General features: G+C 34.1%; 10 protein-coding genes. 4 read left to right on the top strand and 6 right to left on the bottom strand.

Going from position 1 to position 16,937, the window contains the following annotated elements; translation table 11 throughout:
* The first annotated feature begins 73 nt into the window (after positions 1-73).
* From GWR14_RS02450 to GWR14_RS02435, 4 genes are all read left to right on the top strand, one after another.
* Positions 74-2,269 (top strand): hypothetical protein, encoded by a 2,196-nt coding sequence (locus GWR14_RS02450; protein ID WP_163407389.1) that lies wholly within the window; start codon positions 74-76, stop codon positions 2,267-2,269.
* Between the two features lie 292 nt (positions 2,270-2,561).
* Complete coding sequence (locus tag GWR14_RS24055; RefSeq protein WP_317165153.1) at positions 2,562-3,137, top strand: 2Fe-2S iron-sulfur cluster-binding protein; 576 nt, start codon at positions 2,562-2,564, stop codon at positions 3,135-3,137.
* Between the two features lie 119 nt (positions 3,138-3,256).
* Positions 3,257-3,745 (top strand): hypothetical protein, encoded by a 489-nt coding sequence (locus GWR14_RS02440; RefSeq protein WP_163407387.1) that lies wholly within the window; start codon positions 3,257-3,259, stop codon positions 3,743-3,745.
* Between the two features lie 594 nt (positions 3,746-4,339).
* A complete protein-coding gene (locus tag GWR14_RS02435; protein ID WP_163407385.1) occupies positions 4,340-6,193 on the top strand; it encodes a rhamnogalacturonan lyase in 1,854 nt (617 codons plus the stop codon).
* A 220-nt stretch (positions 6,194-6,413) separates the two neighbouring features.
* Here GWR14_RS02435 and GWR14_RS02430 read toward each other — a convergent pair whose 3' ends face one another.
* The 6 genes from GWR14_RS02430 to GWR14_RS02405 all read right to left on the bottom strand — a co-directional run bounded on the left by GWR14_RS02430 (position 6,414) and on the right by GWR14_RS02405 (position 16,892).
* Positions 6,414-8,012, bottom strand: a complete 1,599-nt coding sequence (locus tag GWR14_RS02430; RefSeq protein ID WP_163407384.1) for an ELWxxDGT repeat protein — start codon at positions 8,010-8,012, stop codon at positions 6,414-6,416.
* Between the two features lie 317 nt (positions 8,013-8,329).
* Entirely contained in the window at positions 8,330-9,478 is a 1,149-nt protein-coding gene (locus tag GWR14_RS02425; protein ID WP_163407382.1) for a cytochrome-c peroxidase, read from the bottom strand.
* 3 nt (positions 9,479-9,481) lie between these two features.
* Positions 9,482-10,951, bottom strand: coding sequence for a hypothetical protein (locus tag GWR14_RS02420; protein WP_163407381.1), 1,470 nt, complete (start codon positions 10,949-10,951; stop codon positions 9,482-9,484).
* Entirely contained in the window at positions 10,938-12,416 is a 1,479-nt protein-coding gene (locus GWR14_RS02415) for a RagB/SusD family nutrient uptake outer membrane protein (protein ID WP_163407379.1), read from the bottom strand. Before GWR14_RS02415 ends, GWR14_RS02420 begins: the two co-directional genes overlap by 14 nt.
* Before the next feature lie 3 nt (positions 12,417-12,419).
* Entirely contained in the window at positions 12,420-15,770 is a 3,351-nt protein-coding gene (locus tag GWR14_RS02410) for a SusC/RagA family TonB-linked outer membrane protein (protein WP_163407378.1), read from the bottom strand.
* Between the two features lie 12 nt (positions 15,771-15,782).
* A complete protein-coding gene (locus GWR14_RS02405) occupies positions 15,783-16,892 on the bottom strand; it encodes a FecR family protein (protein WP_163407376.1) in 1,110 nt (369 codons plus the stop codon).
* Between the last annotated feature and the right edge of the window lie 45 nt (positions 16,893-16,937).

Genomic DNA, 16,937 nt, shown 5'->3' with positions numbered 1-16,937 from the left:
TTGACAATTAGATAATTAGTCAATTTCCTAAACTTGATAACTGAACGATCAAAATTAAAAACTAAATATTCAAATGAAAAAATATCAATTAATTATTGCATTTGTATTTTCGATTTCGCTATCAGCGCAACAAAAAATAGACAGGAAAGCATTGGTAACAAGGCATAATGTTCAAATTACCGCAATAGATACTTTAGCTTCTTTAACTGTTGGTAACGGTACTTTTGCTTTTACTGTAGACGCAACGGGATTACAAAGTTTTCCTGAAAAATATCAAAACGGAATTCTGCTTGGAACGCAATCTGAATGGGGTTGGGACAGTTATAAAAATACAGAGAATTATAAGTTTTCTGAGACTTTAAAAGACGTAGATCAGTATGGTCGTAAGATTTCGTATTCAACACAAATTAAAGAGCCTGCAAGAAAAAAAGAAGCGGTCGAATGGTTTCGTCAGAACCCTCATTTATTGCAATTGGGAAATATAGGTTTTGAAATCACCAAAAAAGACGGCAGTTTGGTAAAGCCGGAAGATATTAAAGCCATTAATCAAAAGCTGGATTTATGGACAGGAAAAATTGAAAGCTATTTTGAGGTGGAAGGCACTTCCGTGAAAGTGATAACGGCATGTGATCAAACCAAAGATGCTTTAGGTTTTAAAGTAGAATCGGATTTAATTCAGCAAGGGCGTTTGAAAATTCGTGTTCGAATCCCTTTTCCAACAGGACTTTGGGGTGATATGGGGACGAAATGGGAAGAAAAACAGGATGTTGCTATTTCGCAGGTTGCTATTGCGGGGACTGAAATGGGAAAAAAATGGGGAGGAAAACAAGATTATCAAAGCAATCTGAAAATCAAAAATAAATCAGAAGCTACCATTACACACATAATGGACAGTATTTCGTATGATATTAATCTGAAATGGAAAGGCACTGCATCGATTAAAGAAAAAGCAAAGCATTATTTTATTGTAGAACCTTCAAAAAGCAATACAATCGAATTAAGCTGTTCGTTCGTTCTAACAGATAAAAACAAATCTGTAATTTCTTCATTTGCAGACATTGAAAACAGCAGTATAAAAGAATGGAAACGTTTTTGGGAAAGCGGAGCAGCAGTTGATTTTTCAGGCAGTACAGACAAGCGTGCGCATGAATTGGAGCGACGTGTGATTCTTTCGCAATACCTGACCAAATTGCAGTGTACAGGGAAAGTTCCGCCACAGGAAACTGGTTTGACTTACAACAGCTGGTTCGGAAAACCACATTTGGAAATGCATTGGTGGCACGGAGTCCATTTTGCACTTTGGGACAGATCTGAATTATTAGAGAAAAGTCTTTCGTGGTATCAGAAAGTTTTTGAAAAGGCTAAAAATATCGCTAAAAGACAAGGATTTGAAGGTGCAAGATGGCAAAAAATGACAGATTATGATGGAAATGAAAGTCCGTCTTCGGTAGGGGCATTTCTTATTTGGCAGCAGCCACATTTTATTACCTATGCAGACTTGATTTATCAGGCAAAACCAACTACCACAACATTAAATTTATACAGTGAACGTGTTTTTGCAACGGCAGATTTTATGGCTTCATTCGCTAACTATGACAGCAAAAATGATCGTTACGTTTTAGGACCGGGCGTGATTCCGGCTCAGGAAAGATTCAAAGCCATAGAAACTTTTAACCCAACTTATGAATTAGCATACTGGAACTGGGCTTTGAAAACGGCTATCAGCTGGAAGAAAAAATTAAACCAAAAAGTACCTGAAAAGTGGGAAACGGTTTTAGCAAAATTATCACCTTTGCCAATTGCAAGTCAGGTTTATTTAGCAACAGAAAGCGCTACAGATTCCTATACCAATCCTGAATTCAAAACAGATCATCCATCTGTGTTAGGAACTTTCGGAATGCTTCCGGAGACTTCTCTTCTGGATAAAAAAATCATGAAAAACACTTTTGATTTGGTTTGGGATACCTGGTCATGGGATAAAACCTGGGGATGGGATTTCCCAATGACAGCGATGTCTGCAGCTCGTTTGCAAATGCCTGAAAAAGCGATTGATGCCCTTTTTATGAATGTGGTAACAAACACGTATCTGAAAAACGGTCACAATTATCAATCGCCAAGGTTAACTCTTTATCTCCCTGGTAATGGAGGTTTATTATCAGCTGTTGCGATGATGTGTGCCGGCTGGGAAGGAAATACAATCGAGAATCCAGGCTTTCCTAAAGACGGAACATGGAAAGTTAAGAGTGAAGGATTTAAGAAGATGTTTTAATTATTTTATTCAGATTTAAAATTTTTATTCTTGGCAAAGTCGGAGACGTTTGTCATAACTTTTCATTAGGAACAATTCGCAGAGGGTGATCTTAATTTGTTTTCAAAAATAGTAATATATTTCTTCTGAATAATTTGTAAGTATTGTTGGTTATGTATATATTTGTTTTGAAGGAAAAAAACTATATTTATTTTGATGAAGAAATAGTTTTTTTGCAAAAGCATAATTTATTGACTCATAATAGAATCTTAATAAGTTGTATAATTAAATCGTAATCCTTAAACACATGCATATGAAACTAAATCAACTTCTTATGGCCTTAATGGCACTATTTATTTGTTTTTCGTGTAGTTCTGATGATTCAGAATCTTCAAATACGCAGGTAACTTTCAGCGACATTGAAAAACAATTGGATATGAAAGGGAATTTTTCTGAACTATCAAGAAAAAATATCTTAAGACATTATCACACTACAGATAATTTTCTTACACAGGCATTAAAAAGAAAAGAAGAACTTTCAAGTAAAAAAAATACAAAAAAATCTATATCACAAAAAATGATGTCAGCATATATCATAGATGCAATAGATCCGCTACTTGGTCTCGGTTCCGTTTCATTTATGTGTTGGGATGACGAATATATAATCGATGCTTACGAAGATGAAGGTTATGGACATTTCACTTGTGATCGTCTCGGTATGTCTACAGGATGTCTAGCAAGACTTGTTCATGGAAAAGTAGATCAATCAGACCAATCCTTCTTAAATGATGATGAAATGGAGTATGGCTGGGTCTTGATATGTAGAGCTTATCCAAAACTAAATTGTGGTTTTTTGTTTAGACAGGAAGCAAATTTCGAGCCTCTTTAAATTATCGAATGTTCAGTATGAATTATATTTTACTTTTAATCTTATGTTTTACTGTATCTTTCTCACAAGAAAATAGGAAAACTTCATTACCCACTTCTACTCCTTACATGGATAGTCTCATGAGAATAAACTATTTTACAAAAAAATACACTTATTTAGACCAAAATTTAAAGGTCAATATGAACTCTCAGAAATTTGAAGCGTTTAAGAAGAAATACAATTTTTCTCGAACAGATACAGCAAGAGACTCTTTGAGTGTAGCATTGATGGCTGAATTTAATAATTGGGACCAGGCTAGAATCGCAGAATTAAGAATATCCTATACTTGGGTCAGACTAGGATATCATCTATTATTAAATGAATTTGAAACAAAAAAAATAGGAAAAGAATTTAATATTAAATATCCTTATCTTTTAAAAGAAATGATATCCCGCAATAATACGCAAAAAGTCAAAAATATTATATCAAATCTTAAAAAACGTATAGAAAAACTAGATTCCATAACTGACCTTTCTAAGATGAATGCCGATCAATTGATGCGTAAGGCTCTTGAAATAAATCCTGTCCGCAAAAAAAAATATAAAGAGGGAAGCAGACATAAACATTGAACATAAAAAAAGATAACTAAATATATGCCAAAACATAAGGTTGCACTTAAATGTAATCTTATGTTTTTTTAATTCATATGGCTTTTTTCCAAGAATTCCTTTGTAATCTTGGATCATGTAGGCGATTTCATATTGATAATCTGCTTAACCGCTCTCTGATTTACCATTACAGCACAGAACCAGAAAATATTCTTGCAAAAAAACATCTTATCTCATGGAAGCAAATTGATTTTCTAAATAGAGAAGTTTTTACATACTTATTTATTGTTTTGATTCTTTAACGCAACGGTCTACAATCACTCTTTTCTTTTTCCGGATCATTGAAAAGTATTGATAGTTTCCGAGGGCATTTGTGTCGCGCATTGAGTTTATTTTAACTAGCAAAATAGATAGTTAACCTCTGATTTCCTTTGAATAAATTTTATCTTTTTTAAATTAATCCAAAGTAAAGCTAAAGTCTTTGAATCATAAGGTTTTATTGTGTATTTTTCTTTGTAATTCTGCGAATTTGCGAGATTGTTTTTTTTTGAAGTAAACCATTCCTGCAAAAAACAGTCTAAGCATTCATGAAACTTTACCAACCATAACCAAATTATGAAAAATAAAATTTTATTCATGTTATTCTTTTTGTCAGGTTCAATATTATTTGCTCAAAGACAAATGGAAAGCTTAGATCGTGGTGTAATCGCCATAAAAGACAAAGGTCAGTTTTTTATCAGCTGGCGGGTGTTAGGAACAGATGCCGATGATCTGGCGTTTAATCTATATCGAAAAAGCGGTTCAAAGAAAGCAGTAAAATTAAACGAGAATCCGATCACCGGAGCTACAAATTTTGTTGACACAAAAGCCAATCCGAAGGAACAAAATACCTGGTTTGTAAAAACGGTTTTAAAGGAAAAAGAAACAGAAGCCAAAGGAAGTTTTACGATTCCGGCTTCAAGTCCGGACAAAGATTATTTGTCAATTGCGATAAAACCGGTAGAAGGATATATCTCAAACGATCTTTCGACAGGGGATTTAGACGGAGACGGAAGATATGATTTGGTGGTACACATGACCGGAAAAGGGCATGATAATTCGCATACCGGTATTACTGATCCACCAATTTTTCAGGCATATACTTTAGACGGAAAGTTTTTATGGCAGATTACTTTAGGCAAAAACATTCGCGAAGGAGCGCATTATACACAGTTTATGGTCTATGATCTGGATGGTGACGGAATTGCAGAACTGGTTTGCAAAACAGCCGACGGAACAACGGACAGCCAGGGGAATGTTGTGGGTGACGCTTCAAAAGACTGGGTAGACAGAGATTCTAATTCGGGAACTTATGGTAAGATTTTAAAAGGCCCTGAATATCTTTCGGTTTTTGACGGCAAAACCGGTAAACTGGTTACTACTACAGATTATATTCCGGAGAGAGGGGATTTAGCAGGCTGGGGCGGACATGGAGGCAGCGGAGGAAATGATACCAAAGGAAACAGAATCGACCGTTTTACCGCTTGTGTTGCTTACTTGGACGGCATTCATCCAAGCGTGGTAATGTGTCGTGGATACTATGGCAGAACAGTTTTGGCAGCCTTCGATTTTAAAAATAAAAAGCTGACTTCAAGATGGGTTTTTGACAGTAAAGATGCTGAAAATCCGTATTCCGGAATGGGAAATCACGGATTAACAGTAGCTGATGTTGATAATGACGGAAAAGACGAAATCATTTACGGATCGATGTGCGTAGATGATGATGGCAAAGGATTGTACACAACAGGTTTCAGGCACGGAGATGCGCTGCATGTTTCAGATCTGGATTTGGATGTTCCCGGTCTGGAAGCTTTTGGAATTCATGAAATTGAAAATAAAACAACAGGTCCGGGTGTAGCCGTGTTTTCAGCAGCAGACGGAAAAGTTTTATTTACCGATTCACTAAATGAAGATGTTGGCAGAGGAGTCGCAGACAATATTGATCCTAGCCGAAAAGGAGCACAATGCTGGTGGTCCGGTTCTCCGTTTTTATATGATATGAAAGGAAATAAAATAGGGAATGCTCCAAAATCAATCAATTTCCTTATTTATTGGGATGGAGATACTTCAAGAGAAATTCTGAATTCAAATTATATTGACAAATATGGCAAGGGCAGATTGTTTACGGCAACAGGAGCAGTTTCGAATAACGGAACAAAATCGACTCCGGCACTTTCTGCAGATATTTTGGGAGACTGGAGAGAAGAACTGATTTTAAGAAGCGAAGACAATAAAGAGTTACGAATTTATTCGACAACAATTCCAACCGATGTTAAACAATATACTTTGATGCACGATCCTCAGTACCGTTTGAGTATTGCCTGGCAAAATGTGGGTTACAACCAGCCGCCTCATACTGGTTTTTATTTTGGAAGCGGGATGCAGCCGGCTCCAAAACCTAATATTGTTTTGGTTCCTTTGAAGGAGTAGATTTTATTTAGATTAGCCGTAGATGTCAGGCTGAGCCACTTCGGCTTCGCTCAGGATAAACTCAGTCGAAGCTCTTTCGGTAAAAAAGTCCTTCGACTAAATTCCGTATGATATCATTCTTAAAAAGGCACATAAAAAAGTCCGTTTCAAATACATGAAACGGACTTTTTAGATTTGTGATTTATTGGGGCAAAAACAAACCTGTTTATATTAAAAGCAACTATTTGATAATAATTTTAGTTGTTGAAGTCTGGCTGTTTTTAGTCAGTTTTAAAATATACAAACCTGTTTTTAAATTTAAATGAAGTGAATTATCATTTGTTTGACCTGCCGCTTGTTTTTTACCTAATAAATCAAACACTTCGTATTGTATAGTTTCATTATCAGTATTATTGATGAAGAAATTTCCATCTGAAGGATTTGGATATACCGCCACAGCTTCTAACTTATCCTGGTCTTTTACAGAAAGAGTAGGAGGTGTGTAAGAGAAAAGTTCCTGTCCGTCGGCAACTGTTCCTGCAAAAAATAGTTTGTTACCTACTTTGGTTAACTCTAAAATGTTTGTTGGTCCTGCAATAGCAACTGTTCCTAAAGCAGTACCGTCAGTTTGCCATAATTCTCTTGAACCATCAGAATTGCTATCCGCCGCAAAATAAATTTTTCCGTTTAATTCAACATAATTAGTAGAGACTGTACCTGTCAATGCATTAAAATCGTATAATTTTGTTAAAAGATCATTTTCGTATTTGTATAAATCATAATTGGTTCCGTTATCAGCCGCAAAAAAATAAATCACATCATTAATAGATACAATTTGGTCAGGATTGGAAGAACCATCAGCAGCTGTATTAATATTCGCAACTTCAACAGTTCCAGCTTCTGTGCCATCTGTTCTCCATAATTCTTGACCGTTTGGTCCATTTGCTTTAAAATAAGTTAGATTTCCAGAATTTGCAAATCGTACAGGTGCTGAAGCAGTTGTGCCAGGGTTGATATCTTTTACTAATACTGTTCCGGCTTCTGTTCCGTCCGTTTTCCATAATTCACTTCCATTTGCACTAGTATTCCCTGGGAAATAAACGGTGTTTCCATTTCTAAAAGACGACGTTCCAACACCATTAGGAGTTCCAGAATATATATCTTTGATTCTAGAGTTTACCGAATTACCATCAGAACTGTATAATTCTCTTCCTTGTCCCGTTGTTATCTGACCATATATAGCAATACCGTTTAGGTTTTCCATCCAGGTTATAGTATTACCAGTTCCGGAATCAAAAACAGTTGAAGTTCCAGCTTCTGTACCATTAGTTTTCCATAATTGTGTGCCTTTTAGGCCATCTGTCGCCGAAAACAGTAAAGTTGTTGGATTAATTATGGTAAAAAGTTGTGGATTTGAATTTGAAACTGCAGTAGTAGATGTTTTATTTATATCAATAACCATATTTGTTCCCTCTGGAGTTCCATCAGTTTTCCAAAGTTCTGTACTATTTACAGTTGTTCCATTTGAAGCCGAAAAATACAATTGATTGTTAAAAATTGTAAAATTTGAGGGATTTGAAGCGGATGCCAGAGTGCTTGTATTATTAATATTCTTAACTAAAACAGTTCCGGCATCAGTTCCGTCAGATTTCCATAATTCTACACCATCTGTACCATTATTTGCTCTAAAATATAATATTCCATTGTAATCAAAGAAAGTGGAAGGACTTGATGAATTTGCGACAGAATTAGTACTTCCTGGATATATATCTTTTACCTGAACTATTTGCCCAAACGATAAGGCAGAAATTAATAATAAAAAAAGGTATTTATTTTTCATATTTTACTGGTATTAAATTAATGTATTTATAAAGAATTGAATTTTTTTAGTGAAATTATAAAAGGATCAGGCTTCTGTTTTTTTGATCTTAAGTGCAATTAATGCGGGTATTGAGACTATAAAAGGAAATGTAATTACAAAAAAGGCTAAGATATAAGGCTGTTTAAACCTGTGTTTGTTTTTTACAATGTAGAATATTGTAATTGGCGTTAATATGAGATGCAATAAAAGGCAGATTTGATATATGAATAGCCCTGTAGAGAATTGGTTAATTAATTGATTCATATTGGTTTATTTTTTTAAAATTTCACTAAAAATTATTTTGGAAGATCCGGAGCCATAATCCTTCTTGTCGGTGTACTTAAAGTTTCGATAAAAGCCAATAAGTCACTCATTTCTTCTTTGCTCAAGCTTAACTTTTTGAGCATTGGATCTACTTTCGGAATTAAAGAATCACGCGACGTTCCCAGATATTTTTTTTGAACAGGGGATGGATTTCCTAAATTGTACAATTCAACAACATCCAGTAAAGTTGGAAAATGCCCATGATGCATCCATGGTTTTGTATTGACCACTTCACGTAGTGTAGGCGTTCTGAATTTGCCAATATCCTTAACATCTTTTGTAACATTGTAACGCCCAAAGTCTTCATTTTTGGTCCCGAATAAGACCTGTCCGTCATTATGAAACTGATTGTCACTAAAATAAGGCGTGTTGTGACAGTTAATGCATTGTGCTTTGGTTCTGAACAAATGCAATCCTTTTACCTGTTGGTCGGTATAAGCTTCTGATTTCCCGCTAACGAAATTGTCAAATTTGCTTTTCGGGCTGTTAATCGATCTTTCGAATGTCGCAATAGCATATTGAATTCGTTCAAGAGTCACTTTTTTGTCTCCAAAAGCAGCTTCAAAAAGCGGATTATATCCTTTTATTTTTCCAATTTTACTTACTGCAATCGTCAGTTTTTCGTTCATTTCTAAAGGATCCTGAACAGGAAATTGTGCCTGATCTTCTAAACTCTTCGCTCGACCATCCCAAAATAGAGATGTAGCGTAGGCCGAATTTAAAATAGTCATCGAATTTCGTTTTCCGGTCTGACGGTCATGACCAAAAGAACGGGTCAGGTTATCGGTCCATCCTAATTCAGGATTGTGACAGGAAGCACAGGCAATCTGTCCGCTCAAAGACAATCTCGGATCAAAAAACAATACTTTACCAAGACTTTCTTTTTCTTTAGAATATGGATTGTAGGCAGGGTAAGGAACAGCAGGAAGTACCCCGATATCCTGAAATTTAGATTTGTCTATACTTTCATGCAATTCTGCAGCAGGCCATTTTGAAGAGTCTCCGCTTGAATATAGCTTTCGTAATTCGGGAATATCAATATAATCAGGTTCTTCGATACTTTTGTATGCTGTTAAACTCAACAGTAATATGACAGGTACTATTAATTTTTTTGCGTTCATAATCTATAGGTCAATTGCAGTTCTACAAGGCTCATCTAATGGTGTTACTGTTGGAAAGCCGTTTTTATTATAAATTTTATATTTACCTGTAACAGTACCTCCAAATAATTTTTCATTGGTAAGTTTTAATTCAAAAGAAATTTCAAATAAACCAGAGCTTATTTCTTTATAAGTTCCTTCGCCTTCAATTGCAATATTGTATTTATTTCCGTTAGTCCCTGCAATTGTAATAAATTGCGGAATTACAAGTACAGTTCCATTGGTTTTACTGGTTCCGTTTTCAGGGAAAAATTCCAGAGCTGGATTTATATTAAAGCCCGGAGAATTTGCAGCAGAACTGCTTGGATTGGTAAACCATCTTTTTAAATTAAAAGAATTTACAGTATTCGTTCCGGTAGCTACACGAAAACCTATTTTGAAAGCATCATGGTACACATCGTCATCCGGATTTGTTGTTCCCTTATCACTGTATAAAATTGCATTTGGATCATCTTTTGTAACTACAACAGGGAAAGTCAATGCATTAAAAGCCTGCCATACACAGGTACCACTTCTGTCAAACCAGTTTACACCGTAAGTCAAATAATTTGAATTGCTTAAATCATAAAATTTTGAGGCCGGGTTTGCATTAACATCTCTTGTTGATTTTACCGGTTTTGTAATTGTTAAAATGGTATTTCCGTTGGCAGTATAATTTGAAGTTGTGTTTAATGTAATATTAGTCTGGTATCGCACATCGTCTTTTTGAAGATCCTCTAAAAGAGTCAGATGATAGGTAATTGAGTTTCTGTTGTCTCCAAAATCATCATGTGTCAATGAGTAATCAAATCCGTTTAAGAAACTAAAAATTTCTAAGTTTTCAATTTCTGAAGGAATAAAGCCATTTGGAAAATTTACTTTAAAATCTACTTTTTCGCCAACTTCACCTTTGATTGTAAAATCTTTTACCGGGAAATTGTAGGTTGTGGCTACTTCGCCTAAATTGATGGTAAAAATATTATTAGTAGCTTCGGTATTTAAGTTTCCAATATGAACGAGAGGATCAGAAGCGTTTTCTAATTTTAAGGTAATGGTCTGTTTATCTTGCCATCTTTTATCGAAAGAAACAAAAATGGTATCGGTTAGTTTATTTCCTTCAAACAGTAACTCGTTTTTAGGTGTCATACTATAACTATTCTGGTCTCCTGATGTTGTAGAACTGAAATTAACTATAACTGGAGATTTTAATGTTGCAGAGGTTAAGGCAACCGGAATTTTTAAGGTTTTAACAGATTTATTTTCATAAGTGTTTACCGGAATAAGACCTGTATTCTTAGTAGGATATTCTAAGGGTACACCTGCCGAAGTCGTTAAAAAATTAAAACGTACAAATGGATCTACGCTTCTAGAGTCTAATTTATAGTCATCTTTAGAACAAGAACCAAAAAATACAATAACAGCGCTTAATATGGATAAAATTTTAATACGATTCATTTTGTTTCAGGTTTGTGTTAAGGTTAATGTTATTGCGAGGTATTGGCAATACAAATTTGAGAGAAGGATATGTAAGGCTACAATTAAGAGAAATACATCCGTTATTTCTGGAGACATCCTTATGATTTCTTGTTATATCAAAAAACAGATGACCTTCAAAACAAAGTTCTTTTCGTCGCTCTAAAAATATAGCATCTTCTAAATTTTCTGAATCTGTAAGTAAGCTTGCGTTTGCTCTTTCTCTTATTGTATTGATATCAGTTTTGGCCTGGTTTGAATTATTCAGTTTTAAGGCAGCTTCAGCACGAATCAAATATTGTTCGCTTAGTCTAAAAGCAACATATCCTGGATTTCCCTGAAATTTTTTGGTAAAATAATAATCCCTGTTTACAGATTGTAACTCTACATATGTTATTAAAGGCTGTTTTAGGAATAATTGTTTTCGAATGTCTGTTGTTTCATATAGATTTACCAAATCTTCTGATGCAACATAATCAGCATAAACTGTTGGAGAAGTATATCCAAAATAAGCAGATAATGAGCTGGAGGCAGTTCCTTCAGCAGTTCTTGATATTGAAAATTCGAGTAAAATTTCAGAAACTGGTAAATCTGGTTGTTCCCATTGCGAAATATAATTTCCTGAACTCATTAAGGTCACTCCTGAATTTGAAATAATATCATTTGCCGTTTCATAAGCGTTCTTCCAATCATTTTTTGATAGATAAACCCGGGATAGTAAAGCCTTTGCATTTATTTTACTGAAATATGAATAAGCAGGACCATTTAAAAGTACATCGCCTGAATACAAATCTATTGCTGTTTTAATATCATTTATAATATACGAATAGGTATTTGCAGCTGTTTCTCTTGATGGATACTGCAATCCATTTTTTATGGATTTAGTATTATACACAATCCCTAAATGGGAGGCATCATTTGTATAAGTGTAGTTTTGACTATAAATTTCGCTTAATAAAAAGTGCATGTAGGCCCTCGCTGTCAAAGCTTGAGCTTTAATTTCATTTTTTTCAGATTGTGTTGCATCTGACAATTGATCTGTAAATTCTAATATCAAATTTGCTTCATTTATAACTTCGTATGCGTAACCATAAAAAGCAGAAAAATTTGAACTGTCAGCTGAATCTTCAAAAGAGTAAAAATTTGTAATATATTCTGAAATTCTAAATTGCCCTTTTGGATTAGTAGTTGCTGTTGGTGTTAATTTGATGTTTCCACCTTGAATATCTGCATAAATTAAAAAAACCTGGCCACTTACAACATCCCTGATATCCCCATAAACTCCGTTTAAAGCCTGTATAACCCCCTTTTTAGTTGACAGTTGTTCATCTATTGAAGTTTGAGTGCCTGGTTCCTGCTCCAGAAAATCACTGCAACTTTGCAATAAAAACAGTATTAGTAAGAGAATTGTAAGTATAAATTGTTTAATGTTTTTAGAATTGTTCATCTTTTAAAATTTAGTATTAATTCCTAAAGAAATAGTTCTGGCCTGCGGATAAGTATAATTAAGCTCCCGAATGCCATTCATTCCTGACTGGCCTTTTTCTTTGTACCAATAAAGTACATTTGAAACATCTCCAAAAAGAGTTAGAGTGTCAAGAAAAGTGTTTTTTACAGGTACATTGTAGCTCAGGTTGATATTATTTATTTTAATGTAAGTTGCATCGTAAACGTACTTACTCATGTTAGGGATTATTGGGTTGTTACCAGGTGAAGGCTGAGAAACATTATCTCCGGGATTTCTCCAATAATCATAAGCATTTACAGTCATATTTCGGTTTGAAGTTGTTCTGTATTTTGCAATAATATCGTCAGAGACTAATTTATCTCCACCCCATTGAAAAGCGCCGGTTATAGATAAAGTAATATTGTCGTTTAATGAAAATCTGTTGTTAAATCCTCCAAAAGCTTTAGGTTGTGTATCACCAATAGGTTCCCAATCTGCATTAGTAAACAAACTGGAATAAGTTGCTGAGTCATATACCTGACCATTTTTTCGAATAAGATCTCTACCGGTTGCCGGATCAATACCAATCCAGTTTACCCCCCAAATAGTAGTTGTGCTGTATCCGATTTTTTGTGCCAATGCTATATTTGACTCAGAATAGTCACTGCCTAAGCCAATTAAATCAGTTACTTTGTTTTCAATTGTTGAGATATTAAAGGATGTTGTCCATTTAAGTTTGCTTTTTTGCATCCATTTAATTCTCGTTGTAAATTCAAAACCTTTATTGTACATGCTGGCTGCATTTAGTTCTAAAGCATTGTAGCCATTTTCTGTCGGGATTTCTCTGCTAACAATTAAATCAGACAAATCATCATAATAATATTCCAGAGATAATTCAACTGTGTTAAATATATTAAAATCGACACCAGTATTAAATTTGACATTTTTCTCCCATTTTAACTTACCGTTTGGCGCATCAGCCACAGTTGCATAATTTTCACCATTATATCCATTTTGTGAAATATCATACAAACCTTTTGAGCGATAAGAACCAATTCTTGAATTACCTGTTGAACCGTAACTAACTTTAAATTTTAATAAATCAATCCATGAATTTGATTTTAAAAAATGCTCATTGCTCGTTATCCAGGCCAATCCCGCACCACTATTTAAAGCAACATTACTATCATTACCAAAAACAGAGCTTTCATCACGTCTAAAATTTCCTAAGAAATAGTATTTCTTTTTATAGTTATAATTAATTTGTGAAAACAAGGAAACTCTTGAACTATAACTAATTTCATTTCTATAGGTTTGTTTTGCTTTTCTTTCGTCTGCAAGAGTCAAAAGATTATCATCTTGTAGTGCATTTGTAACAGCGTTGACAATATTTGGATTTACAAACCCGGTAGCTGCAGAATAATTAAAGCTTCCGTTTTCTTCAGAAAGCTCAAATCCTAAAACGCCATCAATTCCATGGTTTTTGTTAATTTCTTTATTAAATAACATTTGCCCCTGCCAGTTCCATTTAGTTGAATTTCGCTTATTAATGACGCGTCTTCCCCAATTAGGGTAAGTAATGCCATCCAGAACAAAAGTTCCGTTGTTTTGTCCGCTTTCGTTTTCTCCGGAATAATATCGATCTTGGTTTTTGTCTTTATAATCAATTCCAAAGAGTGTAGAGAATTTTAAAGTTTTGTTAAATTGATATCCCAAATTAATGCTTCCTAATAATCCGTATGTATCTGTTTCATTTTTGTTTTGATCAATACCAGCTAAAGGATTGCCTCCATTTTGCCCAGTGACACCTGTTAAGGCATAAGAACCATCTTCGTTATATGGTTTTTGCGTTGGGATATATGCAAATGAATAATAAACATTTGGGGCATTTTTTTTGATATAACTAGGATTTAAGGATAGATTAAAATCCCATTTCGATTCTCTGTAACCTAAATTTATTCCTGCATTAAATTGTTTCGTAGTGTTACCTAACTGTGGTTCCTCTATATTTGAATATGCTAAATTTGTTCGGTATGAAAACTTTGAGTTCGCACCAGAAACATTAAAATTATACTTATTATATATTCCAGAATTATTCAATAAATCAAACCAATCTGTGTTAACACCATTATAAGCTACGGGTATATATCCTGAAGTCGTATTCTTTAAATATTCGTTTCTCATTTCTGTATATTGTTCACCATTTAAATATTTTATCTGATTAATGGCTGTAGAAACTCCCAACTGATTTGAAAAACCAAATTTAGCTTTACCTATTTTTCCTTTTTTTGTTGTAATTAAAATTACGCCATTCGCGCCATCAGCGCCATATATACCTACTGCTGCTGCATCTTTAAGGACAGTAAATGTTTCAATATTATCAGGAGAAATCTGGGCCAAGGGATTTGATAAAACTTCAGAATTTGCAGTTTGCCCATTAAAAAATGAACTGTCGATAAAGGATTCTTCAGCCATAATTACACCATCAACAATAATAAGCGGCTGTGTTGAAGTCCCCGTAACAGTAATTCCAAGGGGTTTTATAGTTCCTTGTCCACGAATATTGATTTTTACAGGTCCGCCAATCCCCGACGTATTTTCAATCAAAACCCCAGCAATCTGTCCTTCCAGCATTTTGTCAATACTTTCAGATGCTTGTTGTACAGGAATATCTTTAGCCGTTATGGTAGAAATACTTCCTACGATTTCCTCTTTTAGTTTTTTTGTCCCGTAAGAAGATGTGATAATAACCGGATTCAGCTCATCTACTGCTTCTTCCATGTAAAAAGTAAAATTATTTTTATTGCCAACTTCCTGTTCCTGGTTTATCATTCCCAAAAGCACAACCTGAAGCACAACATTGTCAATATCTTTTTCTCTTAACTGATAAATGAATCTTCCGTCAAAATCGGTTATGGCGCCTCTTCCGGTTCCTTTCACCATTACTGTGGCCCCTGGAAGAGGAGATTTGTCTTTAGCATTCAGTACAATTCCCTTGATTGTTCTTTCTGTTTCTTCTGAACTATCGGTTGAAGCAGGAGCAGAGCTCGTTAGTAAAATCTGCTTTTTCTGAATGTAGTATGAAATGTTTTTTCCTTTAAATAATTGCTTTAAAGCTTTTTCTAATGATGCATTATTAACATTTATGCTTGTCTTTTGATCAATATCAATTTTTTTTGTGTTGTATATGATTCTAAAATCGCTTTGTTCTTCAATAGATTTAAGAATAATGCTTATTGACTCATTATTATAGTGTAATGTAATCGATTTGTTTTGGGAAAAACCTTTAAAACCAAATAAAAGAATGGCTAAGAAAAATATAATTTTTCTTGAAAAATTTGTAGTAAATATCATGTTTTTAGTGGTTTATGGAATATTGGTTATGGTAATTTTATTTTGTTCAATCGTATAATCAAACGGAGTGTCACGTTTCAGGAGTTCTAAAATATTTTCGACACTCGATTCACTAATTTTAATAGATCCGGTAAAACTTTGCTTAGCTAAATCCGAATTTTTATTAATAATTTCAACATCGTAGGTGCGTTGAATTATTTTAATGATTGTTGAAAAAGGAGTATCTTTAAAGGTAAGCTCTCCTTTTGTCCAGGCCGAATAAAAAGAAGGATCAACTGACTTTGTTGTAATTTTTTTTGAATTATTTAGCCATGTAGCCATTTGATTTGGTTTCAGCAATACCGAATTTGATGTATTTTGAGTTTCATACATTTGAATACTTCCTTCAACCAAAACACTATTAACCGATGGGTTTTCAGGATAAGCACTTACATTAAACTTCGTTCCCAAAACTTCAATTTCTGCCTCATTGACATTTACTATAAAAGGATGTTCTTTGTCTTTGGCAACTTCAAAAAAGGCTTCTCCGGTCAGATAAACAGTTCTTTTTCCGTTAATTCCAAACTGTTCAGGATAACGTAAAGTGGTTCCGGAATTCAGATTTATGATTGTTCCATCTGAAAGTATAAGTTTAAATGTCTTACCATAAGGAACTTTAAGTGAGTTGTATATTAACTCATTATCTTTAGCTTTTCCAAAATACACAATTTGACCTGGAAGTTTTTTAGCGATCAGTTCGCCTTTATCATTCACTAATTTTTTTTGGTTTTTATTGGTAATGTATTGCGTTTGTCCATTACCTAATTCAAGAACGATTTCTTTTGAATTTTTCGGAAGCTGATTGCTCGTATAAGTTAAAGCTATTTTGCCTAAACCAAGGAGTACAAATACAACTGCAGCGTATTTTAAATAAACAGAATATTTTTTCTTTGCCTTAATCTGGATTACCGGAATTGTTTCTGCTGAAATGTCCTCTGATAATGAAGAAATTACCCAGGCTTTTTTTATAGCTATAAAATGCCTTTTATTTTCTTCAGAAGCATCAATCCATTCAAATAGTGTTTGAACTTCATGTTCTGAAGCTTCATTATTCAGGTACTTGTAAATTATTTCTGATGTCATTTTTGAGTTTTAAGTGTCTCGTTATAGTTAGTACACTTCAGAAAT

This window comes from Flavobacterium ajazii (assembly GCF_010614725.1).
In the GTDB taxonomy this organism is placed as follows: Bacteria; Bacteroidota; Bacteroidia; order Flavobacteriales; family Flavobacteriaceae; genus Flavobacterium; species Flavobacterium ajazii.
This window is presented reverse-complemented; position numbering and strand designations above follow the sequence as displayed.

What these genes read in the sequence shown, in the direction of transcription:
- GWR14_RS02415 (WP_163407379.1), bottom strand. Translation starts at nt 12,416, where the DNA reads ATGAACAATTCTAAAAACATTAAACAATTTATACTTACAATTCTCTTA.
- GWR14_RS02405 (WP_163407376.1), bottom strand. Translation starts at nt 16,892, where the DNA reads ATGACATCAGAAATAATTTACAAGTACCTGAATAATGAAGCTTCAGAA.
- GWR14_RS02440 (WP_163407387.1), top strand. Translation starts at nt 3,257, where the DNA reads ATGAGAATAAACTATTTTACAAAAAAATACACTTATTTAGACCAAAAT.
- GWR14_RS02430 (WP_163407384.1), bottom strand. Translation starts at nt 8,012, where the DNA reads ATGAAAAATAAATACCTTTTTTTATTATTAATTTCTGCCTTATCGTTT.
- GWR14_RS02450 (WP_163407389.1), top strand. Translation starts at nt 74, where the DNA reads ATGAAAAAATATCAATTAATTATTGCATTTGTATTTTCGATTTCGCTA.
- GWR14_RS02435 (WP_163407385.1), top strand. Translation starts at nt 4,340, where the DNA reads ATGAAAAATAAAATTTTATTCATGTTATTCTTTTTGTCAGGTTCAATA.
- GWR14_RS24055 (WP_317165153.1), top strand. Translation starts at nt 2,562, where the DNA reads ATGAAACTAAATCAACTTCTTATGGCCTTAATGGCACTATTTATTTGT.
- GWR14_RS02420 (WP_163407381.1), bottom strand. Translation starts at nt 10,951, where the DNA reads ATGAATCGTATTAAAATTTTATCCATATTAAGCGCTGTTATTGTATTT.
- GWR14_RS02425 (WP_163407382.1), bottom strand. Translation starts at nt 9,478, where the DNA reads ATGAACGCAAAAAAATTAATAGTACCTGTCATATTACTGTTGAGTTTA.
- GWR14_RS02410 (WP_163407378.1), bottom strand. Translation starts at nt 15,770, where the DNA reads ATGATATTTACTACAAATTTTTCAAGAAAAATTATATTTTTCTTAGCC.